The 25321-nt window shown below is 59.6% G+C and carries 18 protein-coding genes; 9 read left to right on the top strand and 9 right to left on the bottom strand.

Features of this window, described 5'->3' with window-relative positions:
- Positions 1 to 2 precede the first annotated feature (2 nt).
- From GOQ28_RS05525 to GOQ28_RS05500, 6 genes are all read left to right on the top strand, one after another.
- Entirely contained in the window at positions 3 to 1106 is a 1104-nt protein-coding gene (locus tag GOQ28_RS05525) for an ABC transporter ATP-binding protein (RefSeq protein WP_160350004.1), read from the top strand.
- Positions 1093 to 2196, top strand: coding sequence for an ABC transporter ATP-binding protein (locus GOQ28_RS05520; protein ID WP_160355746.1), 1104 nt, complete (start codon positions 1093 to 1095; stop codon positions 2194 to 2196). The genes GOQ28_RS05525 and GOQ28_RS05520 overlap by 14 nt, the downstream gene beginning before the upstream one ends.
- Before the next feature lie 63 nt (positions 2197 to 2259).
- Positions 2260 to 3459: a M20 aminoacylase family protein gene (locus GOQ28_RS05515; protein WP_160355745.1), complete on the top strand. Its 1200-nt coding sequence runs from the start codon at positions 2260 to 2262 to the stop codon at positions 3457 to 3459.
- 129 nt (positions 3460 to 3588) lie between these two features.
- Positions 3589 to 3762 carry a hypothetical protein gene (locus tag GOQ28_RS05510; RefSeq protein ID WP_160350001.1) on the top strand — a complete coding sequence of 58 codons (174 nt, stop codon included), beginning with the start codon at positions 3589 to 3591 and terminating at the stop codon, positions 3760 to 3762.
- A gap of 245 nt (positions 3763 to 4007) precedes the next feature.
- Positions 4008 to 5090, top strand: coding sequence for a calcium:proton antiporter (locus tag GOQ28_RS05505; RefSeq protein ID WP_160355744.1), 1083 nt, complete (start codon positions 4008 to 4010; stop codon positions 5088 to 5090).
- Between the two features lie 43 nt (positions 5091 to 5133).
- On the top strand, positions 5134 to 5727 hold the full coding sequence (locus GOQ28_RS05500) for a low affinity iron permease family protein (protein ID WP_236844244.1): 594 nt from the start codon (positions 5134 to 5136) through the stop codon (positions 5725 to 5727).
- Between the two features lie 30 nt (positions 5728 to 5757).
- On the opposite strand, the gene GOQ28_RS05495 is transcribed toward GOQ28_RS05500, so the two are convergent.
- The 5 genes from GOQ28_RS05495 to rpmH all read right to left on the bottom strand — a co-directional run bounded on the left by GOQ28_RS05495 (position 5758) and on the right by rpmH (position 9987).
- Positions 5758 to 7215, bottom strand: a complete 1458-nt coding sequence (locus GOQ28_RS05495; protein WP_160355743.1) for a catalase — start codon at positions 7213 to 7215, stop codon at positions 5758 to 5760.
- A gap of 186 nt (positions 7216 to 7401) precedes the next feature.
- A complete protein-coding gene (gene yidC, locus GOQ28_RS05490) occupies positions 7402 to 9084 on the bottom strand; it encodes a membrane protein insertase YidC (protein WP_160349998.1) in 1683 nt (560 codons plus the stop codon).
- Between the two features lie 61 nt (positions 9085 to 9145).
- Positions 9146 to 9418, bottom strand: coding sequence for a membrane protein insertion efficiency factor YidD (gene yidD, locus GOQ28_RS05485; RefSeq protein WP_160349997.1), 273 nt, complete (start codon positions 9416 to 9418; stop codon positions 9146 to 9148).
- The gene (locus GOQ28_RS05480) at positions 9415 to 9804 is read right to left on the bottom strand and encodes a ribonuclease P protein component (protein WP_160349996.1); all 390 of its coding nucleotides are present in this window, start codon (positions 9802 to 9804) and stop codon (positions 9415 to 9417) included. Before GOQ28_RS05480 ends, yidD begins: the two co-directional genes overlap by 4 nt.
- Before the next feature lie 48 nt (positions 9805 to 9852).
- Positions 9853 to 9987 carry a 50S ribosomal protein L34 gene (gene rpmH / locus GOQ28_RS05475; RefSeq protein ID WP_003800771.1) on the bottom strand — a complete coding sequence of 45 codons (135 nt, stop codon included), beginning with the start codon at positions 9985 to 9987 and terminating at the stop codon, positions 9853 to 9855.
- Between the two features lie 273 nt (positions 9988 to 10260).
- Here rpmH and dnaA point away from each other — a divergent pair, with 273 nt between their 5' ends.
- The 3 genes from dnaA to gyrB all read left to right on the top strand — a co-directional run bounded on the left by dnaA (position 10261) and on the right by gyrB (position 15391).
- A complete protein-coding gene (gene dnaA / locus GOQ28_RS05470) occupies positions 10261 to 11727 on the top strand; it encodes a chromosomal replication initiator protein DnaA (RefSeq protein ID WP_160349995.1) in 1467 nt (488 codons plus the stop codon).
- A gap of 2 nt (positions 11728 to 11729) precedes the next feature.
- A complete protein-coding gene (gene dnaN, locus GOQ28_RS05465) occupies positions 11730 to 12839 on the top strand; it encodes a DNA polymerase III subunit beta (protein WP_160349994.1) in 1110 nt (369 codons plus the stop codon).
- Between the two features lie 98 nt (positions 12840 to 12937).
- Positions 12938 to 15391 (top strand): DNA topoisomerase (ATP-hydrolyzing) subunit B, encoded by a 2454-nt coding sequence (gyrB, locus tag GOQ28_RS05460; protein ID WP_160355742.1) that lies wholly within the window; start codon positions 12938 to 12940, stop codon positions 15389 to 15391.
- 305 nt (positions 15392 to 15696) lie between these two features.
- Here the strand turns inward: gyrB and GOQ28_RS05455 are convergent, their stop codons facing one another.
- The 4 genes from GOQ28_RS05455 to GOQ28_RS05440 form a co-directional block, all read right to left on the bottom strand.
- A complete protein-coding gene (locus GOQ28_RS05455; RefSeq protein ID WP_160355741.1) occupies positions 15697 to 16485 on the bottom strand; it encodes an aminoglycoside phosphotransferase family protein in 789 nt (262 codons plus the stop codon).
- A gap of 302 nt (positions 16486 to 16787) precedes the next feature.
- Positions 16788 to 18581: an alpha/beta fold hydrolase gene (locus GOQ28_RS05450; protein WP_160355740.1), complete on the bottom strand. Its 1794-nt coding sequence runs from the start codon at positions 18579 to 18581 to the stop codon at positions 16788 to 16790.
- 122 nt (positions 18582 to 18703) lie between these two features.
- Complete coding sequence (locus tag GOQ28_RS05445) at positions 18704 to 23017, bottom strand: caspase family protein (protein ID WP_160355739.1); 4314 nt, start codon at positions 23015 to 23017, stop codon at positions 18704 to 18706.
- A gap of 21 nt (positions 23018 to 23038) precedes the next feature.
- On the bottom strand, positions 23039 to 25231 hold the full coding sequence (locus GOQ28_RS05440) for a caspase family protein (RefSeq protein WP_160355738.1): 2193 nt from the start codon (positions 25229 to 25231) through the stop codon (positions 23039 to 23041).
- Positions 25232 to 25321 lie beyond the last annotated feature (90 nt).

Here is a 25321-nt window from a genome sequence, read left to right as displayed (position 1 = left end):
CGATGAGCGAAAGCGATCCCGTCGTGCAACACGACTACCACGAGCCAAATGCGGCTGACGCTGCTAGCGGGCGGGTCAGTCATCACCCGGAGGACCTGGACCCTCATCCTGTGGATAACCTGCCGGCCGGGACAGCGGTATTGCGCGTGCAAGGGCTCAAGACCCACTTCTTCACGCGTGGCGGCGTGGTCAAGGCCGTCGATGGTGTGGACCTGTCCGTGGGGCCCGGCGAGATCGTCGGGCTGGTCGGCGAATCCGGCTCGGGCAAGAGCATCACAGGGTTCTCATTGCTGGGTTTGGTTGACGCGCCGGGCCGCGTGGTGGACGGGGAAATCCTGTTCAAGGGCGAGGACCTGCGCCGCGCCTCGCCGCAGCGCTGGCGCGCAATTCGGGGCAGCGAGATCGCGATGATCTTTCAGGACCCGATGATGACGCTCAACCCGGTGCTGCGCGTGGATACGCAGATGATCGAAACCGTGTTGGCGCATCGCCGCGTCAGCCGCGCCCAGGCCAGGGGCCGCGCGTTGGAGGTGTTAACGCAGGTGGGCATCCCCTCGCCCGAAGAGCGGCTGCGCGCTTATCCACATCAGCTGTCGGGCGGGATGCGTCAGCGCGTGGCGATCGCGATTGCGTTGTTGAACTCCCCTCGCCTCATCATCGCGGACGAGCCGACGACCGCGCTGGATGTCACGATACAAGGGCAGATTCTGTACGAGATGCAAAAGCTCTGCCGCGAGACGGGGACGGGGTTGATCTGGATTACCCATGATCTGGCCGTGGTGGCTGGATTGGCCGATCGCGTTGCGGTGATGTACGCGGGGCGTGTGGTCGAAACCGGAGCGACGGCTGACGTGATCGGGCAGCCTCTGCATCCCTATACCCAGGGTTTGATCGCCTCGATTCCCACGCCGCAAACGCGGGGTCAGCCGCTATCTCCCATCGCGGGGATGACGCCATCGCTCTTGAATCTGCCCGAGGGATGCGCGTTTCGCTCCCGCTGTCCGCGCGCCACACCGACTTGTAGCCAGTCGCCCCCGGCGCAGGAGCATCGCCCGGGGCATTGGGCGCGTTGCTGGCATGTGGAGAACTCGAATGCATACGTCTAACGGCCCCCGCGCAGATTCCGAACGGGCAGCCGTCGCGGCGACACCGCTGTTAACGCTGCGTGGCGTTGAACAGCACTTCGTCCAGCCCGTCGATCTGGCCGGACGCATCGCCAATCTGTTCGGCGCGGGGCTGAAAACCTTGGTGGTGCAGGCAGTCGGCGGCGTGGATCTGGAGGTGTATCCCGGCGAAGTCATAGGCATCGTCGGCGAGTCCGGCTGCGGCAAATCGACGCTGGGCCGGATGGTGTGCGGGATATTGCCACCCACCGGGGGGGAAATCGTCTACCGTGGCGTGCCCCTGGCGCGAATGTCGGCCGCCCAGCGGCGCGAATACGAGCTGGGCGTGCAGATGATCTTCCAGGACCCGTACGCGTCGCTCAACCCGCGTATGCGAGTGCTGGACATTATTGGCGAGGCACCCGTCGCTCACGGCCTGATACGGGCGCGCGACCAGGCCGATTACGTCGCCGAACTCATGCGGCAGGTCGGCCTGGACCCAAGTTATGCACAACGTTATCCACACCAATTTTCCGGGGGACAACGGCAGCGGATCGGCATCGCGCGGGCCTTGGCGTTAAAGCCCAAGGTCATCGTTTGCGATGAGGCCGTGGCGGCACTGGATGTCTCGATCCAGGCACAGGTGCTGAATCTGTTCGCGCGCTTGCGCGAAGAGCTGGACCTGACCTATCTTTTTATCAGCCACAACCTGAGCGTGGTCAGTCACATCTCGGATCGCGTGGCGATCATGTATTTGGGGCGTATAGTGGAGATCGCGGCGACGGACGATGTGTTCTCGCGCGCGAATCATCCCTATACGCAGGCATTACTGAAGGAACTGCCGGATCTGCGGCCCGGACGGCGCAATTACCAGCCTATTAAAGGTGAATTGCCCTCGCCGCTGGCGCCCCCGCCGGGATGCGCGTTTCATCCGCGTTGCCCCCATGCAATGCCGCGCTGCGCCGAGGAACGTCCGTTACTGCGCGCCGTGGGCCCCGGCCATGCGAGTGCCTGTCACCTCAATGACATGCCAGGTTGGGACGGCGTGGAGCGCACCCCCGATGCGCGTATAGCAGGTGTGCTACAAGTCTGAGATTACCGGGCGGATCCGTATGGGAACCCCCTATTTTGCTTTTACCTTGCGTGACCGAATGCCATGAAAACTTTAGACGAAATCGAACGTGCCCATGCCGACCTGACCGCCTTGCGACGCGACATCCATGCGCACCCGGAGCTGGCGTTTAACGAGACACGCACCTCCGCGCTGGTAGCCGAACGGCTGCGCGCCATGGGGATGGAGGTTCATACCGGGCTGGGCAAGACCGGCGTGGTCGGCGTGCTGAAATCCGGCACCAGCGAGCGCAAGATCGGCCTGCGCGCCGATATGGATGCGCTGCCGATGCCGGAACACAACCGCTTCGAGCATAAGTCCACCATCGAAGGCCGCATGCACGGCTGTGGCCACGATGGGCACACGACGATTTTGCTGGGTGCGGCAGAGTACTTGAGCAAGCACCGTAACTTCGACGGCACCGTGCATTTTATTTTTCAGCCCGCCGAGGAAGGCGGTAACGCCGGTGCGCGCGCCATGATGCAAGACGGGCTGTTCGAGAAATTCCCGTGCGATGCGATCTTTGGATTGCACAATATGCCGGGCATGCCGGTGAACCAGTTTGGTTTCCGCCCTGGCCCTGCCATGGCGTCGAGCAACCGCTGGGACATCACCATCCGTGGCGTGGGCGGTCATGCCGCGCAGCCGCATAATGCGGTGGACCCTATCGTCATCGCGGCAGACATGGTGCACGCGCTACAGACCTTGATTTCGCGCCATAAGGACCCCTTGGAATCGGCGGTGCTGAGCATTACGCAGATCCATGCCGGCGACGCCTACAACGTGATCCCCGGCGAGGCCGTCTTGCGCGGCACGGTGCGCACCTATACGGTCGATGTGCTAGACCGTATCGAGGAAGGCATGCGCCGCATCGCCACGACCCTCCCGCAGGTCTACGGCGCGACGGGCGAGCTTGATTTCGTGCGCGCCTATCCGCCCCTGGTGAACTGGGAAAAGGAAACGGCTTTCGCCGCCGAGGTGGCCCGCGAAGTCTTTGGCGATGAACAGGTGGACTTCAATATCCCGGCCTTTATGGGGGCGGAGGATTTTTCGTTCTATCTGGAAAAAGTCCCTGGCTGTTATTTGTTCCTAGGCAATGGCGACGGCGATCATCGCATCGCCAGCTATCACGGCATGGGGCCGTGCCAGCTACACAATCCCAACTATGACTTCAACGACGCCCTGCTGCCGGTAGGCGCGACGTACTGGGTCAAGCTTGTGGAAAAGTATTTGGCTCGTAATTAAGGTGCCTGAAGGCCGCGCGCTTTGCGGCGCGGCCTATATGACGAAAGGCTCTGATCAAACTGCTATTACGTAGTTTGGTTATGTGGCGTGCTTTCGCATAATGGATCGCTCTAGCATTCGGAGCGATCCATGTCTCGTCAATCTGCGCCGTCCTCGGCCGCCCAGCGCGTCGTAAGCGCCACGCTGCTCGCCCTGGCTATCGCGGTGATGGCCTTGGTATCGCCTACTCCGGCCTTGGCCGATGGTGTCGCCATCGGCGCGCCGGCTTGCTCGTTTACTGCGCACCCATCGACCCTCCCGTGATCGCATCAGGGTTGCATCAAACTCCACCTGTTTAAAAAAGCCCCCGTTATCCCAGGCATGACAGTTGCTCGGAAGTTCGGCGTTGCCGACTTTTCCACGTTTTATGGGTTTGCTTTGTCATGCGGCGCTCAGTTGCCGGGATGCCCGCCGCGAGGAGGCTGGCCTGCCGCAGCGCCAGCCCCTCACCACTATTGGACCTGATCGTATCCCCGCTGTAAGCTGCTTGACGACTACGGGGGATCATCATGCAGGCATTGCTCTCGCACGAGCGGCTTCTGGTTGTTGCAGGCGTGGCCACGGCGGTGGCGTATGTGGCGGGCGACAGGCTCATCACCAATGGCTCAACCGTGGCTATCGCGTCGACGGTAGTGCTGGTGCTGGCGATCATCTGTGCATCGCAACGGGTCGCGTATCACGCCGAGCAACTGGCGCATCGATTGGGCGATCCGTACGGCACGATGGTGTTGACGTTGGCGGCCGTGTTGGTCGAAGTCGTGGTGTTGGCGATCGTGATGTCGCACGAGACCTCGCCTACGCTGGTGCGCGATACGATTTATGCCGCCGTGATGCTCGACATCAACGGCATTCTCGGTCTGGCCGCGCTGATGGGCGGCATCAAACATGGCGAGCAGGCCTACAACGACGACTCGGGCCGCGTCTATACCGTGATGATTCTCACGGCCATGGCGATATCGATGATCATGCCGGAGTTCGTGCCGGCGGATCGCTGGCACCTTTATTCCGGGTTCACGATCTTTATCATGATCATGCTGTATGCCGTCTTTCTGCGCATGCAGACCGGGCCGCACAGCTATTTCTTCAGTTATGCCTATCCGGAAAAACGGCGCCCGGTGGTCAAGACCGTGCCTGGCCCGGACACCGTGTGGTCGGTGGGGCTGTTGATAACCGGTGTGGTGCTGATTGGCGCATTGTCGGAAGTCATGGCGCAATCGTTGAACGTCTCGCTCGCGAACGTCAATGTGCCGCCCGCCCTGCCCGCGTTGGTGGTGGCGTTGATCTCGGCCAGTCCGGAAATGCTCACAGCGTTGCGTGCCGCGTTGGCCAATCGCATGCAGTCCGTTGTGAATATCGCCTTGGGGGCGTCTTTATCCACAGTCATCTTGACGGTGCCCTTGATGGAGGCGCTCGCGCTGTTCACCGGTCAGCCTTTCGAAATGGCCATGACGCCCATTCAGACCATGATGGTGCTGATCACGCTGGTGATCACCGCGATCAATCTGAACGACGGACAGACCAACGCTATCGAGGGCATGACGCATTTCGCGTTGTTCGCCACCTTTCTTATGTTGACGGCGCTAGGGCTGTAGGCGACTCAGGCAGCCGCCGCAGCTGTCGCTGTAGGAGTTTGCCTTGAACCAGAATATCGATGCCACCGGGCAGGACAAGGCCACGGATCCTTGCCCGCCACAGTCCATTCCTATGCTGGAAGCCTGCCGTTCGCGCATCGCGCGGATGTTCGACCATTTCGCGAGCGGCGTGGCGCGCGCCACCGGTTCGCCGATTGCCTTTGCCTGCGCGATGATGGCGATATTCGTATGGGCGCTAGCCGGGCCCAGCGCCGGGTTTTCGGAAGTGTGGCAGCTGGTGGTCAATACGGGTACGACCATCGTTACCTTCCTGATGGTGTTCTTAATCCAGCAGAACCAGAACAAGGACAGTCGCGCGGTGCATGTGAAGCTCGACGAGCTTTTGATCGCGCTCAAGGGTGCCAACGAGAAGCTGGTCGATATCGAGGATATGGAAGAAGACGAGATCAATCGCGTCGCCGCCCGATATCGGCGTTTGGCCGTGGCGGCGCGCGATGGGCGTACGTTGAACCGGGCGATGGATGGAACTACCCAGGTGGTCGATGGTGAACCCGCGTCCGCCTCGCGTAGAACGCGTCAGGGGCGGCGACCCGCTCGCGGACCACGCGGCTTTAAAGCCGCGCGACGCGAGGGATAGAAGGGGCTGGGCCGCCGTGCCCCGGTCTGCTTATTTCTCGCCGGACCATTCCAACCCTAAAGCGGCAGCGACGCCCGCGCCGTACGCCGGATCGGCGAGCTCGAAGTGACGGATTTGGCGACGTTGGATTTCCTCGGGCACGCCGGCCATCGCGCGCGCGATATTGCCAAAGAGCCGTTGTTTCTGATCGTCGCTCATCAAACGGAACAACGCGCCAGGCTGCGAGTAGTAGTCGTCATCCTCGCGGTGATTCCAACGATCCGCGGGTTGCCCATCGAGACCCAATGGAGGCTCGGCCACCTCAGGCGTTTCCTTCCACTGACCGAAGCTGTTGGGCTCATAGTTCAGCGTACGACCGCCATTACCATCCACACGCCCCGCACCGTCGCGATGGAAGTTATGGAACGGGCAGCGTGGCGCGTTGACGGGGATCTGATGGTGATTGACCCCTACGCGATACCGCTGCGCGTCACCGTACGAGAACAAGCGGCCTTGCAGCATCTTGTCCGGCGAGAAGCCAATCCCAGGCACGACATTAGCGGGCGTAAACGCCGCCTGTTCGACATCGGCGAAGTAATTTTCCGGGTTGCGATTCAGCTCGATCGTGCCTACGTCGATCAAAGGGTAGTCGGCATGCGGCCAGACCTTGGTGAGATCGAACGGATTGATATGGTAGGCGGCGGCCTCGGCTTCCGGCATGACCTGGATTTTCATTGCCCAGCGCGGGTAGTCGCCACGGTCGATATGGTCGAACAAGTCGCGTTGCGCGCTTTCACGATCCTGGCCCACGGTGTCTGTTGCCTCGGCATCGGTGTAATAGGTGATGCCCTGCAGCGACTTGAAGTGGAACTTCACGTAGAAGCGCTCGCCATCGGCGTTGATCATGCTGAACGTATGCGAGCCAAATCCATGCTGTTCGCGATAGTTTTTCGGCAAGCCCCGGTCGCTCATCAGGATGGTGACCTGGTGCAGCGATTCAGGATTCAAGGACCAGAAATCCCAGGCCGCGGTGGCGCTGCGCAGGTTGGTGTAGGGATCGCGTTTCTGGGTGTGGATAAAGTCCGGGAACTTGATCGGATCGCGGACAAAGAACACCGGCGTGTTGTTGCCCACCAAATCCCAATTGCCCTCTTCCGTATAGAACTTGATGGCAAAGCCACGCACATCGCGCTCGGCATCGGCAGCACCCCGTTCGCCCGCCACCGTGGAAAAGCGGATAAAGATCGGGGTCTGCTTGCCCACCTCCGAGAACAGTTTGGCCCGGGTATAGCGAGTGATGTCGTGGGTGACAGTGAGCGTACCGAAAGCGCCCGAGCCCTTGGCGTGCACGACGCGTTCGGGGATGCGTTCGCGGGCAAAGTGAGCGAGCTTGTCGATCAGCCAAACGTCCTGCAGCAACACCGGACCACGGGGGCCGGCGGTCATCGAATGATTGTTGTTGGAGACGGGGGCGCCAGCGGCGGTGGTGAGGGTCTTCTTGTCGGTCATTACGGCTTCCAATCTGTGGGACACAAGTCTGTGTCGAACACTTCAGATCATAGAAGCAGTCAATGCGTTTACGGAAATTGATTTATTTATTAAATCTGATAGCGACAGGCTAAACCGGTCCCTACAAACGACGACAGCCCCGGCGCGTCTGTACGCCGGGGCTGTCGTTCAACCGCTAAGCCTTAATCAGCGACTGGCTGGAGCTGCCGATTGCTTCGTGATGCTGCGGGTGATGACCCACTGCTGAGCGATGGACAGAATGTTGTTCACGCACCAGTACAGCACCAGACCGGCCGGGAAGAAGAACATCATTCCACCAAACACCAGCGGCATGACCATCATGACCTTGGCCTGGATGGGATCCGGCGGCGTCGGGTTCAGCTTGATCTGCAGGAACATGGTGGCCATCATGATCGCGGGCAGAATGAAGTACGGGTCACGCACCGACAGATCGGGCACCCACAGAATCCACGGTGCGCCGCGCATTTCCACGCTGGCCAACAGCACCCAGTAGAGCGCGATGAACACCGGGATCTGCACCAGCATGGGCAAGCAGCCGCCCAACGGGTTGATTTTCTCGGTGCGGTAGAGCTCCATCATGGCCTGATTGAGCTTTTGACGGTCGTCGCCGTACTTCTCTTTCAGGGCTTGCAGACGGGGCGCCACTTGCTTCATGCGGGCCATCGAACGATAGCTGGCCGAGGCGAGCGGGAAGAACACGGCCTTGATGATGACCGTCAACGCCACAATCGACCAACCCCAGTTGCCCAGGAGGCTATGCAGCCAGGTCAGCAGTGCGAAGAGCGGCTTGGCGATGATGGTCAGCCAACCATAGTCCACCACCAGCTCCAGCCCGGGGGCCAGCGCCGAAAGCGCCTTTTGATCCTGCGGACCCACCCAAAGGTGCGCGTCCACCTGGGCGCTCGCGCCAGGTTGCAGCGTGCCGGCGGACTCGATCGTACGGGCTGCGAACAGATTGGGGCGAACTTGCAGCAGCTCGTTCACGCGCTCTTTGCCCTCTGGCGGCACCCACGCCGTCACGAAGTAGTGTTGCACGACCGCGATCCAGCCGTTGTCGGCCTTCTTGATGTAGTCGGACTTGTTCTTGGCGATGTCCGAGAAGGAAACCTTCTGGAATTTCTCCTGCTCCGAGTACACGGCCACACCAGTGAACGTGTGATAAAAGCTGGACGTATCGGCCGGGTCGTTGCCATCGCGCTCGAGCTGCAGATACACCGAGGGCGAGAGCGGCTGATCGGACACGTTGGTCAGGCCATGCTGGACATCGATGTCATAACGGCCTCGGTGCAGGCTAAAGGTCTTGGTGACCTTCATGCCACCCGATTCAGCCTCGAACACCACATCAAGCGTGTCACCGGACAGGGCACGCTCGGTAGAGACCAGACGGAACGGCGTTTGGTGATGGGGGAAGCTCTGACCGCCAGGCGCGCCGACCACACCCGATTGCGCGACATAAATCAGTCCGGCGGACTGATCGAGCAGCACCGTGGGCTGATCAGGCTGACCCGGAGCCGGGAATTTCAACAATTCGGCGCGAATCAGCTGCGCGCCGACCGTGTCGAACGTCAGGCGCAGCACGTCGGTCGTGATGACCACCTGTTCGGCCTTGGGCGGCATGGCCGCCGCTGGCGTATCGGGGACCGTATTGTTGGCCGCGGTCGCGGGCACATTCGGCACCGACGGTGTGGCGGCTTGTCCATTAGCGTTGTCGCCCGAAGCTGCGGTTTCGGTTGCAGCAGGCGGCGTGCCGAACAGCGACTGCTTGCCGTTCTGCACCTGCCAGTTGTTCCACAGGAGCAACAGCGAGAAGGAGAAAATCATCCAGAGGATGGTTCGTCGGATATCCATAGTGCCTACGGTAGGGATGCGGGCCGGCCCGAAACGGAGCGGCAAACCCACAAGTTTAGCGTCAATTGGGATCCGTGCGGCGGCCATGCCGGCAGCATGAGGCCCCATCGGAATGATGTGCGGGCGGTACCGGGTCGAGCCCGCCCACCGTCCAGGGATGGCAACGTCCGATTCGGCAAACCGCCAGCCAGAAGCCGCGCAGCGCGCCGTGAGTTTCTATCGCCTCGATGGCGTATGCCGAACAGGTCGGTGTAAACCGGCACTGCCGGCCCAGCCAGGGACTCAAGAAAAATCGGTAGAACCGGATCGGCGCAATCAACAGGGCTTTGATCACGATTTGGGCCCTCGCGGCTTGGCCCGCGCAAACAGCGCGTCCGCATCGGCACGCGCCGCGCGTTTTAACGCCGTCAGTGACGCAGGGGCGACCTTGCTGTGCAGACGCACAACATAGTCTTGAGGGGGCAGCTGCAAGCGGCAGTGACGGAATGCCTCGCGTATGACACGCTTTAAAGCGTTACGCGTGGTGGCATGCGCGGCGAACCTCTTGGCGATCACCATGCCCAGGCGCGCCTGTGGCATCTGTTCCGTGGGCGCATCGCCAGGTGCGGCGGCGCTGAGCACGAAGAAAGCCCCTCGGGCTAACCGACGCGCTTTTAACGCGGCAGTGAACTCAGAGGGGCGATGCAGCCGCGCCTCTGGGGGAAGCGTGGCGCGCGGCATGGACAACCGGGGATCGGTGCGTAAAACGCGGATAACCCGGTGCTGGCCTTAGACGGCCAGGCGCTTGCGGCCCTTGGCGCGGCGAGCGTTCAGCACGGCACGGCCGCCGCGGGTTTTCATGCGCACGCGAAAGCCATGGGTACGCTTGCGGCGGGTAACGGAAGGTTGGTAGGTGCGTTTCATGGACGATCCACAAAAAGAACAAAAGTCAGAAGGGACCTGCCCGACGGGTTCTTGGCCACCACACCATACATCGTGTTAGCCCACATAACGGAGGGGTCGCCCCCACGTAGTAAAAGAACCTTCTGACAGACAGAATTCGGAAAAGCCCATCATTTCAGCAAGTTTCCTCTGTTTTGTCAAACAGTTACGCACGTTGGTAACAGAACAGCCTTAGTAAGCCTGTGGATAACCTACCCCCAACCAAGGTAGAATCGAGGTTTGCACAAGAGCGACATGAAAGAATTTTGGCAGACCTGCGTCAGTCGTCTAGAGCAGGAACTCCCCCCCCAACAGATCAGCGCCTGGATCAGGCCGCTGGTTCCGCTTGCGTACGACGAAACGCAGGCCGTGTTGCGCATAGCCGCTCCGAACCGCTTCAAGCTGGACTGGGTGCGCAAGAACTTTTCGACTCAGATCGAGGCCCTGGCCACCGAGTGGTATCAACGCCCCGTGCAGGTGGTGTTCGAGCTGCCTTCGAGCAGCGCGGCCGCCCGCATTCCCGTGACGCCGCGCGCGCCCACACCGGCGCCTACCCCAGCAGCCGCCCCACCAGGGATGGCTGCCATGGGCGCCGCACCCGCCGCGGCGGCGCCGGCTATGCCAGCGGCCCCTGCCCCGGCTGCCGCAGTCAATGTGGCCGCCGCGTTGCAGGCCGATGCCGCCGGCGCCGTGTACGAGCGTTCGCGTTTGAACACCGACCTGACGTTCGAGAACTTCGTCACCGGTAAAGCGAACCAGCTCGCGCGCGCCGCCGCATTGCAAGTGGCCGAGAATCCTGGCATTTCCTACAACCCGCTGTTTTTGTATGGCGGCGTGGGCCTGGGCAAAACTCACTTGATCCATGCGATCGGTAACGCCATGGTCGCGGCCGGCACCGGCGTGCGCGTGCGTTACGTGCATGCGGACCAGTACGTGTCCGACGTGGTGAAGGCCTACCAGCGCAAGGCGTTCGATGACTTCAAGCGTTATTATCATTCGCTCGATCTGTTGCTGATCGACGATATTCAGTTCTTCTCGGGAAAAAGCCGCACGCAGGAAGAATTCTTCTACGCGTTCGAAGCGATGGTGGCGCAGCGCAAGCAGATCATCATCACCAGCGATACCTACCCCAAGGAACTGGCCGGTATCGATAGCCGTTTGATCTCGCGCTTTGACTCGGGTCTGACCGTGGCAATCGAGCCGCCCGAACTCGAGATGCGCGTGGCGATTCTGCTGCGCAAGGCCGAATCCGAGGGCGTGCCCATGCCCGAGGAAGTCGCCTTCTTTATCGCCAAGCATCTGCGCAGCAACGTGCGTGAGCTCGAAGGCGCATTGCGCAAGGTGCTGGCTTATGCGCGGTTCCATGGCCGCGATGTAGTGTCTGTCGACGTGTGCAAGGATGCACTGAAGGATCTGCTGTCCGTCTCCAACGGCCAGATCACGGTGGAAAACATCCAAAAGACCGTGGCCGATTTCTACAAAATCAAGGTCGCCGACATGTATTCGAAACGGCGCCCTGCCAATATTGCTTTGCCGCGCCAGGTGGCGATGTACCTGGCCAAGGAGCTCACACAAAAAAGCCTGCCCGAAATCGGTGATTTGTTCGGCGGCCGCGATCACACGACCGTGCTGCACGCGGTACGCAAGATCTCTGACGCACGCGCGAAACAGGCAGAGCTGAACCATACCCTGCACGTGTTGGAACAAACTCTAAAAGGATGACCATGCAACTCGTACAAACCACGCGCGATGCATTGCTAAAGCCGCTGTCGACTGTGGCGGGAATCGTCGAAAGACGTCACACCCTGCCCATCCTGGCGAACATCCTGATGCGCAAAGAGGGCAACCGGGTGGCTTTCATCGCAACCGACCTCGAAGTGCAAATCACGACACATGCGGATTTCGGCGTGGGTCAGGATAACGAGTCCACCACGGTCGCGGCGCGCAAGCTGCTGGACATCCTGAAAGCCCTGCCCGACACCGGCGAAGTCAAGCTCGCATTGGCAAGCAACAAGCTCTCGGTGCAATCGGCCAAGAGCCGCTTTGCGCTGCAAACGCTGGCCGCCAGCGAGTTCCCCACCGTCGCGCAACCGGAAAAATGGGATGTGTCGCTGACGCTGCCGCAACGCACGCTGCGTCACTTGTTGAACATGGTGCACTTCGCCATGGCGCAGCAAGACATCCGTTACTATCTCAACGGTATGCTGTTGGTGTTCGAAGCCGGCCGCGTGCGCGCGGTGGCGACTGACGGTCACCGTCTGGCGCATTGCGCGACCGAGGCCGATGGCATCGAACAGCGTCATGAAGTCATCGTGCCGCGCAAGACCGTGCTGGAAATGCAGCGTCTGCTCGAGGATTCCGACGAGCCGGTATCCATCGATGTGGCGCCGGGTCAGATCCGTTTCCGCTTTGGCGATGTGGAGCTGGTGTCCAAACTCGTCGAAGGCAAGTTCCCCGATTTCACGCGCGTGATTCCGTCGAACTACACGCGTCAGTTCCTCGTCAACCGCGAAGCCCTGCAAGGCAGCTTGCTGCGCGCCGCGATTCTGACCACCGACAAGTTCAAAGGGGTGCGCCTGCAGCTCGCGCAGAACCTGATGAAGATTTCTTCTTCCAACGCCGAACAGGAAGAAGCGCAGGAAGAGCTCGACATCGATTACGGCCACGAGCCGTTGGATGTGGGCTTTAACGTCAGCTACCTGTTGGACGTGCTGTCCAACGTCAAGGCTGAAAACATTCAATGGTCGGTGATGCCCGATGCCAATGCGTCGGCGTTGCTCACCTTGCCTGATGACGACCAGTTCAAGTATGTCGTCATGCCCATGCGGATCTGATCGATTCGCGAGTTGGGCAGATGTCGCGGCGGCGTGTGTTTGACCGCCCGCCGCGCTCCGGTCGCAAGACCGTTTTTTGAAGTGTTAGCGATATAGACATGGCAGATCAGCAGAACAGCAATCCCGAGAACGCCGGCTACGGCGCCGATTCGATCAAGATGCTCAAAGGGCTGGAGGCCGTGCGCAAGCGCCCGGGCATGTACATCGGCGATACGTCCGATGGCACCGGCTTGCATCACATGGTGTTCGAGGTGGTGGATAACGCCATTGACGAAGCGCTCGCAGGTTATTGCGATGACATCGTCGTGACGATCCATACGGATAACTCGATCTCCGTGACCGACAACGGGCGCGGTATTCCCACCGACGTGCATAAAGACGACGAGTTCCACCGCAGCGCGGCCGAAATCGTCATGACCGAATTGCACGCGGGCGGTAAGTTCGATCAGAACTCATACAAAGTGTCCGGCGGTTTGCACGGCGTAGGTGTGTCTTGCGTGAACGCGTTGTCGGAGTGGCTGCGTCTGACCATCCGCCGCGATGGCAAAGTCCATCAAATGGAATTCCGTCAGGGCGAGCGCGTCGCGCCCCTGGCCGTGACCGGCACCACGGACAAGCGTGGCACCGAAGTCCGCTTCCTGGCCGACCCGATCATCTTCACCAACATCGAGTACCACTACGACATTCTGTCCAAGCGGCTGCGCGAGCTGTCGTTCCTGAACAATGGCGTGAAGATCCGTTTGATCGATCAGCGTCAAGGCAAGGAAGAGAACTTCGCGTTTTCGGGCGGTGTGCGCGGGTTTGTGGAATACATCAATCGTTCCAAGACCGTGCTGCATCCGAACATCTTCGCGGTGTCGGCCGAGTCCAGCGCGGGCGGTGTGCCCGTGGGCGTGGAAGTCGCCATGCAGTGGAACGACTCGTATAGCGAGCAGGTACTCTGCTTTACCAACAACATTCCGCAGCGTGACGGCGGCACCCATATGACGGGTCTGCGCGCGGCCATGACGCGGATCATCAACAAGTACATCGCCGACAACGAACTGGCCAAGAAAGCCAAGGTCGAGACGTCTGGCGACGATATGCGCGAAGGCCTGGCCTGCGTGCTGTCGGTGAAAGTCCCCGAGCCGAAATTCAGCAGCCAGACCAAGGACAAACTGGTTTCCAGCGAAGTCCGCCCCGCCGTGGAAGACGCCGTGGCGCGCACGCTGGAGAGCTGGCTGCTTGAAAACCCCAACGATGCGAAAGCCTTGTGCGGCAAGATCATCGAGGCGGCCCGTGCTCGAGAAGCCGCACGCAAAGCCCGCGAAATGACGCGCCGCAAGAGCGTGCTGGAAGGCGCCGGCCTGCCCGGCAAGCTTGCGGATTGCCAAGAGAAAGATCCCGCGCTGTGCGAGCTGTACATCGTTGAGGGTGACTCCGCAGGCGGCTCGGCCAAGCAAGGCCGCGACCGTAAATTCCAGGCCATTCTTCCGTTGCGCGGTAAGGTGCTCAACGTTGAAAAGGCGCGCTTTGATCGTTTGATCGCCAGCGAGCAGATCGCTACGTTGATTACTGCTTTGGGTACCAGCATCGGGCCGGATTTCAATCTGGAGAAGCTGCGTTATCACCGTCTGATCATCATGACTGACGCGGACGTGGACGGCGCGCACATTCGTACGCTGCTGCTGACGCTGTTGTACCGTCAGATGCCTGCGTTGATCGAGGGTGGCCACGTTTATATCGCGCAGCCGCCGCTGTACAAGGTCAAGGTTGGACGCGAAGAGCGTTATCTGAAGGACGATCAGGAAGAAGCGCAGTTCATGCTGCAGCTGGCGTTAAAGGACGCGAGTCTGATCCCGTCGCAAGGCGCCACGCCGATTACGGGCGAGGCGTTGGCGGAGCTGGCGCGTCAGTATGTGCTGGCTGATGCGGTCATCGCGCGTTTGACGCGTTTGTTCGATGTGGATGCGCTGTCGGCGATGGCCGAAGGCGTGGAGATCGATCTGTCGTCGGCCGAGGCCGCCGAGGATTCCGCTCAGCGTTTGACGGCGGCATTGCGCGAGGCCGCGGTGGGTAATGCGGTGACGGTGTCGGCGGAATTCGACGAAGCCAATGAACAGCATCGCTTGATGGTGCGTCGTTTGCATCACGGCAATACTCGCGTGAGCGTGATCGATGCGGACTTCATCAATGGATCGGATTATGCGGTGCTGGCGAAGTCGGCGAAGACCTTCCTCGGCTTGATTGGCCCAGGTGCGGTGATCGCGCGTGGCGAAGGCGACAAGCGCAAAGAACAGTTCGTGTCGGACTTCCGCGAAGTCATGCAATGGCTGCGCAACGAGGCCGAGCGTGGGATTTCGAAGCAGCGGTATAAGGGTCTGGGTGAGATGAATCCCGAGCAGCTGTGGGAAACCACGATGGATCCGAAGGTTCGTCGTTTGTTGCGTGTGAAGATTGAGGATGCAATTGCCGCCGATGAGATCTTTACGACGTTGATGGGGGATGATGTTGAGCCCCGACGTGCGTTTATCGAGACGCATGCGTTGTCGGCTTCGAATATTGATGCTTGATGGTGTAGCAGGACCCATAACGTGAGATTTTGGGAGGCATCTATTGAGACTTTTATCGAAAGATGGGTCATGATAGTGCCGACTGACTTGTCACTTCCTACTGCATGGCTCTGGAAACAACGGTGTAGGTTTTAGGAGTCATGGCTCATTGTCTTTGGGTAAGTCGGCCAGCGTCCTGAGAGCAGTATTTGAGGGCTGTCGCTTATGCGATGGCCCTTTTTGCCTTTAAGTTGTTTGAGTTTTAGGGGTTAGGCAATAACGAAAGACAGTTATCGACCAGAAGCAGACATCGAGGCAGCACGATGTCAGAATTTGGCCAACGCCATTTGAGCGACAGCCAAGGCTGTATCAGGCATGGAACCGTCCTCAAGATGCCACGAGGCGGAAAGACCAGCCCATGCAAGAATCCACTGAAGCAGTCGCCTATGGTCAAGGCCCGCTGCGGCTGCGACGACATTCACTCTGCAGGAAAACCGCTCCGGATTGACTGCAGTCTTGAAGTCGGTATTGCAGAAGAGATTGGCATAGTCAAAGCCGCGCTCTCCCACTAGCCCCTTCGGGTCAATGGCTAGCCACCCGCGCCGGCCGAAATCGAGGATGTTGTTGTGGTGTATGTCCCCATGAAGTGCACGAACATCCTGCGGTGAAGTCAACAGTTCCCGTGCGGTCGCTGCGGCGACAGCAAAGATTCCGCCATGTGCCGTGGCGCTAGCCTCAAGTCCGCGAAACCACTCGGACAGGGCCGTGAGTTGTGGCGGCTCCTCAGGCCTCGGCGCGTGCAGTTTGGACACCACCGCGCAGATGATTCGGCATGCTTCTTCGTCGTGTCCATCGCGGACCAGTTCGGCGAGCGCCACGCCACCCTCTGCACGCTCCAATAGGAGTGCCGCTCCTTCATGGGCTAGAACTCTGGCCGCACCTTCGCCGCGCCACCAACCCATCAAGGCAGCACCTAACTTTTCCTCTTCTTGGGCCGCAACTTTCAGCATTGCCGGCATCCCGTTGTATTGAACTGGCAAAAGGTGCCCGCCGTTCGTCACGACAAGCGAGCCATCGGGAACGAGACCCCAGCGATTTATGTACTCGTTAATCATCCCGCTACGTTACTACGGGATAGGAATGAATCCGAAGCCTGCGTGCGTGCTCCGGTAACACCCCTCATTTTTAACGGCACGCATATTAGCAACGCTATGCGGCAATGGCCAACCGCTGTGTGCAGGTTATGCTGCCCAGGGCCATACTTGGGCGTTCGTCAATGGCTCCGGCGCCCGGCTAAACAGCCGCTCACGCGGCTTGATGCGCAGATTCAACTCGAGTTCGCGGTAGTTTCGAGACACCCGCTTATCGGTTCAGTTAAAGCCCCGGACATTGCTTGACATGACGGACAGCCCCAATCCTATCGACGAGGCCCTGCTGACTCGATCAATTGCTCGAGGGCTTGCGTGATCTGTTGCCACTCTTGTTGCGCTTGTGTCACGCTGCTCGCCTGTGCATCAAGCGCCATTTGCTTTGCGTAATCCAGTGCTTGTGGTCCACGCGCATGCCAGAGCGACATCGCCGAGAGCCAAACCGAGCCATTGCAGCGTGCTGGATCGAACTGCCAGTGTTCGCCTCGATTTGAAGCTCGAGGTACCAGACCACAACGACTCTCGGGACCTTGAGCCACTGTAAACAGACTCAGAAGATCAGAAAGCGCCGAAGCATCATTCGCAAAATAGGAATGACCCAGGACATCATCTCCAAGCGCTGTCATATCGACGGTATCGATCGCGTTCATCACGAGAATATCATCGCCCGCCTGCCCCGCTCTGGGCCGGCTGCCGTGCAGTTTGCGTGACACCGAAAGCGCCAGATCCTGATCTGATGCGTACAGGGTCAGGCGCTTAGCAATCGGCCTGATGGTTTGCACCATTTCCGAAAACAGTCCTGCATCCACATCCGGTGCCGTGAAAATGATCTGATCAAAGGCGGGCTTTGATTCCTGGGCATGACGTACAGCGTACAGCTCCAGGGCATCCGTCAAAGCGCGGTTGCCCATGGAATGGGCGACTAGATGTATGCGTTTGGCGCCCGACTTTTGCACGATCTCCTCAAGAAAACGCAACAGGTTCCGCCCGCTGTGTCGCACGACGGCCGTGTCGGCAATGTAATCCAGTGTGCTGGCGCGTGACGGCCACGAATAAAGTATTGGCAGTCCGGGAAAATTCAGATCGTATGCAATCTGCGCGGTACGTCGGGCTGCGTCGGCGAATGATACGTTGTACCCGTGCACAAAAACGAAAGCCTGATCGGAGCCTTGCTGCTCGAGCGTGCGACGCATTTCTTGCAATGCCTCTTGACCGTCGAGCACGGTCATGCTCATGAGCACCATGTGACGCTCGGGGCTTTCGTGGACTTCAAAAGACATTATCGAGGGGCGCTCCACGGCACCCGGTTTGTGCGTGCGGGGCACACTGACATCGACCGTCCCCCAGTTGAACTGGCCCCGTTCTCCACCAAAGTAGGAATCGGGTTTACGCGATCCCGTCACATTTCTATCAGTCCCAAAAAACACTTTCACTCGCGCGAAATTATTGGGATTAACCTCACCGTAATCGACGTTAATGTGGTCAATAGCGGGCACGGGTACGGTGGGGACGTTGGCCTGACGACCGCGTCCCCGCGACAGAGGCTGATAGGCCGCGACAGCTTCAGAGTCACCGATCTCGGTTGCCAGGGCCAACAGTCGTTGACGTGCGGGCACGAGCGCAGGATGAGCGGCCCCCAGATTGGCCTGGTCAACAGCAAATGCGGCACGCCCTTGTTCAAAAGCCTGGCGGGTCAAACCGGCCCGTTCATAGGCCTTCGATGCGGCTTCGTACCATTGAGAAAGTTCGGGAACGCGCTCGCCTTTCCACCTGGCCAGCACTGCAGCACCTTGCTCCCACGTCTGGGCCGCATCTGACCATCGCTCTGCCACTTCGTAGACCATGGCAAGACGCTGCAACAGGTCGAGCCGCACTTCGGTGTCTTGTTGCGGGGTGGTTGCCAGCGCGTTGGTTATTCTGGCGATCGCCTGATCAAAATCCTTCTGAGCGACCGCAGTCTCGACATCACCGACGAGCAACAGATCCGGCGCAGCCTGTGCATTTGTCAACGCCAGACCACCACACAGCAACAGCGCTGCCACGATTGAACGTTTGATTCTCATCGTTGACCCTAAAATTCATCCTCAAAGGTACACACCCTGCGCGTTCGCCGGCCAGCAAAGTGTCACACCGGCCACAGCAACAGAGCCCGTACTATAAATCCACAACACCTCTTCATGTAACACTATTGACGCAGCTGAGTTGACAGCCTCGTCTGCCCGACGTCAGATACTGGCATGAGCTTCCAGGACAGGAGCTGCCCCTGTCCATCGAGCGCGGCAAGACGCTCCCCGTCTGGCGCAAACGCCCAAGGCAGCGTCGTCAGAACATTACCCCGATAAGCCCAGTCGATATCAAGGGCGTTTTGCAAATCGACCATGCGAATACTGGCACCATCGAGCATGGCAAGTCTCGGTGTTGCGGCGATCTGCATGGCGAGCAAAGCCGGATTCAGATAAGACTCGAGTTCCCCGGATTTCGCTTGTGACGACGATATCAAGGCATTATTCTTGCCCAGAGGGCGATCAAACAGCCAGGCCTTTTTCTCAAGATCCCATACACCCAGCAGGCGTTTCGAGTTTGAATCAGCAGGCCCGACTTGATATGTCCGGCTGAAGTAGCGCCCATTGGTCCCCAGAGCCACCTTTGCCATGACGTCAAACTGAGCCTGTTCGCCGTGCGGTGTGGAAAGCTTCCAGCGATTTAGTATCTGTCCGGAGGCAACGTTCAACTCCACGACCTCTCCATACTCATCGACCAGGCGCACCTGCGATTGCGCCAAACCTGCAATCGCATCGACGAATCCCTGAAGTTTTATATCCTCGCGGCGCCACTGTCGCGGATCCGAGCTCGGAATCACCAGTAGTCCGCGTTCGGGAAAGCCCCCCTCAATGACAAACCATTGCCCGTCGCCGGTAAAAGCCGCCGTCAATTCGGGGCGAGATAGTGTCGATGCAATCCCGATCTCGTCAAACGGGGCGACAGAAAACCTCTCAAAGTCGATCCAGTGGCGCTTCCTGTCCGAAGAAACCAGCCCCGAGGTGACGGCGTAACGCGCCTCGGGCCCGATCACGACCGAGTCGACCCGCGACAAGGAAAGGGGTAATACTTGCCGCTGCCCATTCTGAAGATCCAGGCGAATGATGGACTGGCCATCCGCAATCACGAGAAAACGTCCTGTCGGATCGTACGCCAGGGCGCTGCCGAACCCGTCGCGAACCCGTACATCGGCAATCGCGTCGACCCCTGGGCTGGGATCACTGGCCTGAGCAAGAACGATGGGCATTTCGTGATTAACTGCTCGCGCTGTGGGCAACTGACGTCCTTGCGTCAACTCGGCGACGCGGTTGGCGACATACTGGCGCAACTCGTCCACATGAATACGCCGATCCAGATCCGTATCAGCGGCACGCGACCCCAACCCTTCCAGGACGGCTGCCGTAAACACGCCGTTGGACCACTGGGGCGACTCCAGAGCAAATTCTTCTGCACCCGCCGCGGCAATGATGTGAGCACCACTACCCATCTGCAGATCAACAAAAACATCTTCCAGTAATGGTCGGCGAAGATCGGGCGCACTTGGCGGGACTGTGCTGACACGCCGCAGCCCACGCGCACTTACCTGATCCGGTGACGACTGACTCGCCACCAGGACTTGCGGCTGCGGTTCGAGTCCGACTTTAGCCTCATCATTCTGGCCGGCGTGGCAGCTGTCGAGCATTAACAGGCGCGCTCGGGCCGGTGTCGCATCGAGCAGACCTTCTATCTGCGCGAAACTCAAGCCCTTGCGTTCGGGATCGGAAAAATCCATATCCGTAGGCGCAAAGTAATACTGCCCGCTAGCGGACAACAAACCATGGCCCGCGAAATATAGAATCACCCGATCGGTCGGGCGAGCCTGCGCTAAAAACCTGCTTGCTTGTAAAACATTGTCCTGAGTTGCCGCAGCGTCAATCAACAGATGTGTTTTAAGGGTATGCCCAAGTGTTTTCTCGAAGAAGTTGGCGACGTCCCGGATATCTTTGGCCGCATAACGCAGGTCGTACTGCGACTGCAGATAGGTTGAGACCCCAACGCCCAAAAGATAAGTCGTCGGTGTCTGATCGGGCTGTGATAGATGCACGAAAGCCGCCAGTGGAGACGAGCTTACCGCTGTGGAGGTCTCCAAGGTCACCGTGACGCGGTTGTCTCCCGGCACCAGGGTCACGGGAACCTCGACGTTTCCAGCGCTGACCTGCAAGCCCTCGCGTGGCGTCACAGAGACACCCGACAACGCGACATGCAGACGACCATCCTGTGGGACTTTTATCGACAGTGTGTAAGCCGGACTCTGTGTTTGCAGCGAAAGCTGCCGGGCCCAGGCGAGGGGTTCTCCCTCTACGTTGACAGTACCCTGCAGCGCCAGGCGACGCACCCGCTGCTCATGGAGCTTAGACATGGCATCCAGATAGGCGGCAGAGGCATACCCGAGTCGGGCCAGAACCTGATCCGGACGGTTGCGCTCCAGATCGAATCCTGAGAACTCTTGCAGCCCAGTTGCATCCACGCGCGTCAGCGCACTTACTGCAGTGCGTGACGCCGCGTACAGACCATCTGGTGCGATCAATGCGCTGCCGTGCTCTCCGATACGGTAAGCGCTGACAATCCAGTCGCCGGTGGCGCGATCGTAAATACGCAACGCTGAGTCCGGCATCATTGCATAAATGCGCTTGTCTCTCTGCCTGATCGCAACCGGTGCCACACCATTCGTCTCTAGCGTCTGTCGCACCTTGCGCGTCTGTAGGTCAATGACAACAATGCCTTGGTCCGTCCCCAGCACCAGATCATTGCCTAACCGATCATGACTCTCTATCCAGCCCTCAAACACACTTTGCCCGGTCGCATCGAGCACGCCGTCACGCCTGACAAACCAAAGCGAATCTGCATCCGTGAAGGTCACATCGAGCAACATGCTTGACCAGGCGGCGGGGCCGGAACCCGCTCCTAGAGAATGAGACTGAGGGTTGGCGCGCAGCCTTTGCAGTTGCTGTCCGTCGGGAAGACTGTAAATGGACAAGGCACCTTCAGCGTCGCTGGTGAACAAAAGCGCCGGCGTTGATGCGTCACTCGACCCGGAACTATCCGCAGGGCTTCTTGCGCGCAACCAGTTCACAGGCGCACTTAATCCTTGTACAGCGGTCTGCACTTTGCCGTTCGCGCAGCGCACGATTCTATCGGTCAGTCCAAGCCACAACTCCCCTTCCTCGGAAAGCCAGCGATAGCTCACAGACGGATCGTGAGCCGGTTCGCACCACGATGGCCAGCGTTGCCCTATCCATGCCAGCCACTGGTCATAGGGCAGCGGCGTTTGCTGCCCGGTTGCGAGATCCCATCGATACAGGCCTTGTCCGAGATACCGTCTGGCGGGCGCACGGTCTCGCCAAGCCATCAGGTCAGGGTCTGTTAGGGCCGGTGAGACTGCGATGATCACCTCTCCCTTGGCTTCATCGATCTCTGCAAGCTCATACTGCCTCGGATTGACCGGCAACTCGCCGATCACCGCACCGGTTTCAACATCAAAGATCCTGCGCGCAGCAAGTACCGCGCCGTCTTTGAGCACCGCAAACTTTGGCGATGCATCGTAGCGACAGGCTGCGCTAGACGGGGTTAATCCGTTTTCCTCGGACCATATGTGCCAGCAACCATTTTCATCGAGGCCCAGCAGACGTCCATCCTCGAGAAACTGCCACTGCCGTATGTTCTCGGGAAGGATCGTGCGTTTCCCCGACCGCACAGAGAACAAAGACGACGGCGCTGAACGGGTGCGGCCAGACATCACAAGCAGCGATTTTTGATCGGGTGAGAATCGCAACTGACCCGGCTCGAACGGAGGGGTATCGGGCACCTCCCACAGGGTGTCGAGCTTGGGAAGTGCCAGCATGCGTAACCCATCGTGGCCAAACACAGCAAGGAACTGACCCTGATCATCGAGTGCAAGCCGTGCCCCTGCCCCTCGAGGTATCGCCTTGAGTCGGTTCTCCTGTTCAGACGCGGTATCAAGCAAAGCCGCCTCTGACCAAGAGCTCATGGCAATCCAGTGGCTATTGCTGCTTGCGGCCAGATCTACCAGCCCTTCTTGACCGAAGAGGATTGCACGCGATTGCTCAAACACAGGCTGACCGGAGACCCGGTTCCAGATTGCGAATTTTTGAGCTGAGACCACCAGTATGCTGGATCGCCCTGCGACCCATTGCAGTTCCTGCACCCCATTGGGTTCGCCTCGCACTGCAGCAATCTGACCCAGGCGCTGACGTCGCGACAGGTCCCAGAAACTGACGTTTCCGCTGGCGTCACCAATGGCCACAGTCACTGCATCGGCAGCGACTGCCATCGCACTTGCACCGCCTAACCCTCCTGACTGCTCAGCTGTCTGGACCACGATGTCGCTTGCCTTGACTGGCAAACTGACCCATAGGCCCATCAAGATACAGACCATGCTGAACAACTTGGCGACCATCATTGCTCAGTTCCTTTTCCGCTGTTACCTGGGCTGAACCCGGAAGCTGAACACCTGCGCCGACATAGGCTGCCCGCCTTGCCGGGCCGGTCTGAGACTGCGAGTCGCCACATTCCCAAAACCTGCATCCATCATGAGCGCCGTAAACGGGTCTTGCTGGCCTCGCGTTCGCACCGAAGTATCAAGGTTGTCCTGTGCCAGAAACGCCAGACTGATGGGCTGGGATGGCTGTACTACGGGCAAGCCGAGCACCAGCAGTCTTTCGCGCCCAAGGCTGTCGGACAAAGCTTCGTACTCGCCAATTGCCACCTTCGCACCGGCCTCGATTCTGGGATTGAACATCTGCGGCGAATCAGGCCAGAGCGCAGTCATTCCGAAACCAGAATGCACCAGCATGATCGTCAGATCCACGGCGGACGTGCTGGTATTGTGAACAATGAGGCTCAGGCAGTCGCCCTCGTGAAGCTCCATCTGAGAACCCGGCTCGTAGGCTTGGCTGCCCTGCCGCGGCGCAGGTTGCGTGAGCTCATCGCAAGCAGGCTCGCCGGGCTGGGGCCGCCGTACCCAGGCTTTGACATCAAGCGCCTTGCCCATGCCCGTTGCTTGAGCCACTCGGAGCACACTGAGTACACGGGACGCCTTGAGCAAGGCATCTGCGATCGTATCTGCAACCTTATCTGCGTCTGATGACTGCAAGGCGATCGCAGGTGCAGGAACATCCACCGTTGCGTCTGCATCCAGTAGCTCCAGACGATCTGCGCGCAAGCACAGCCATAGATCCACTCCAGCGGATTCAGAAGTCAGCCACTGCACTCTTTTAGCCAGAGCGTCTTGTTGACGGAGTTTGTTCAAGGCAGATTCAAGCGCGGGAGTTGCAGGCTCGCACCCGCTGTTGCCACCGTGCTGCAAGGCCACTTTGAGCCGCCAGTCGACTTGCGTCTGCCACGCACGTGCGTACATGATCTCTGGCAAACGGTTGACCTCGACCGCGTGGCCGTCGGTTTGCAGCAATTTGACGTCGGCATCAACCGCTCTGGCCTGACTGACGACAACGGTCGCCAGCACGTCTTCGTCCTGGGCTCCTGGCGTTTGATACAGCTTCAATGTCGAACCCGGCGTCTGGTCATGCATGAGGCCTGCGGACAGGGTCATATGACCGCCTTTACGGTTGACGCGCCACGCTGTCGCCTGATTCTGCTGACCTCCCCACACTCGAGCAGATAACGCTGTGCCTTCGATCATTGGCACGGCCGTCGCCCCGGCAGTAGCCTGAAAACGCTGCATGACACGTTCGATCAATTCGGTATAAGAAGCATTTGGCGCTTGCTCAAGCACCTGCAGCAATGTATAGCTGAAGACGCCATGTTCACGCGCATCGGGGGCGCCCGGCGGAAGGGCGAATTCAGGCGTTTCCTGATGGCTCTGCGCTGCGTAAAAGGCCACCAGATCGCCGACAGGTTCGGCGCGTTCAGGTTGTGGCTGGCCCTCGGATCGCTGACCAGAACGGTCAGCCACTGAGCCGACGGATCGTGCGCGGGCTGCTTGCATCACGTCAGGCGGTATACCGAGTTGCTGCGCCGAAACCTGGCGGTATCGCACGGCTGATGGCCTGACCGCACGGGTCATGGTTGCCGAGTGACAGGTGTCAAATACTGCCCAGACAAACGCCTTCTTGGCGCGAATCTTGTCGATTGCTTGCTTGAACTCGGTGTCCACGATCGCATTTTCGACCACCGCCCGTGCTGAATCCCAGCCTCTGGCATCGCGTGGTAAAAAAATCTCATCGAGACCATCCGGCTCATCTCGTATGGATGCCTGGGACGCAGGCTGTTGTGCACCATGACCGGCAAACATCAGGAATACAAAATCCCCATCGCGGGCCTCGCCGGCAATGCGTTCAAGCTCCTGCATGATTGCCTGTCTGGTAGGCAGCCCGGCATCTTTGACGCCATCAGCCAGGACGGTAAGAGAGACATCGGGTCTGGACCGGGTCAGGTAATCGCGCCACAAAGCGACATCATTGCGCGGCCCCAACAACTGGGCGCCTGGGTCTAGAAAGGGATAATCGGACACCCCCACCAGCAACGCATGCGCAGTGCCTGGTGAACTTGCCCCAGCAGCCAGCCCGGCTCTCGTATAACAACCCAGAAGAACCAGCACCACCCATACAGTGATCCGCCAAAAAATCCCCAACCTGCCTGTCACGCGACTCTGCATATCCCCCCGCTTTACTAACAGAAACAAGCTACTGCCAGATCCTACACCGAGCGGATCTGCGAAGTGAACCCTCTTTGCACTGCGGGAAGA

The organism is Bordetella sp. 02P26C-1 (genome assembly GCF_009763255.1).
Classification (GTDB): domain Bacteria; phylum Pseudomonadota; class Gammaproteobacteria; order Burkholderiales; family Burkholderiaceae_B; genus Bordetella_A.
The sequence above is the reverse complement of the archived record's forward strand: the minus strand, read 5'-3'. Positions and strand labels throughout refer to the sequence as shown.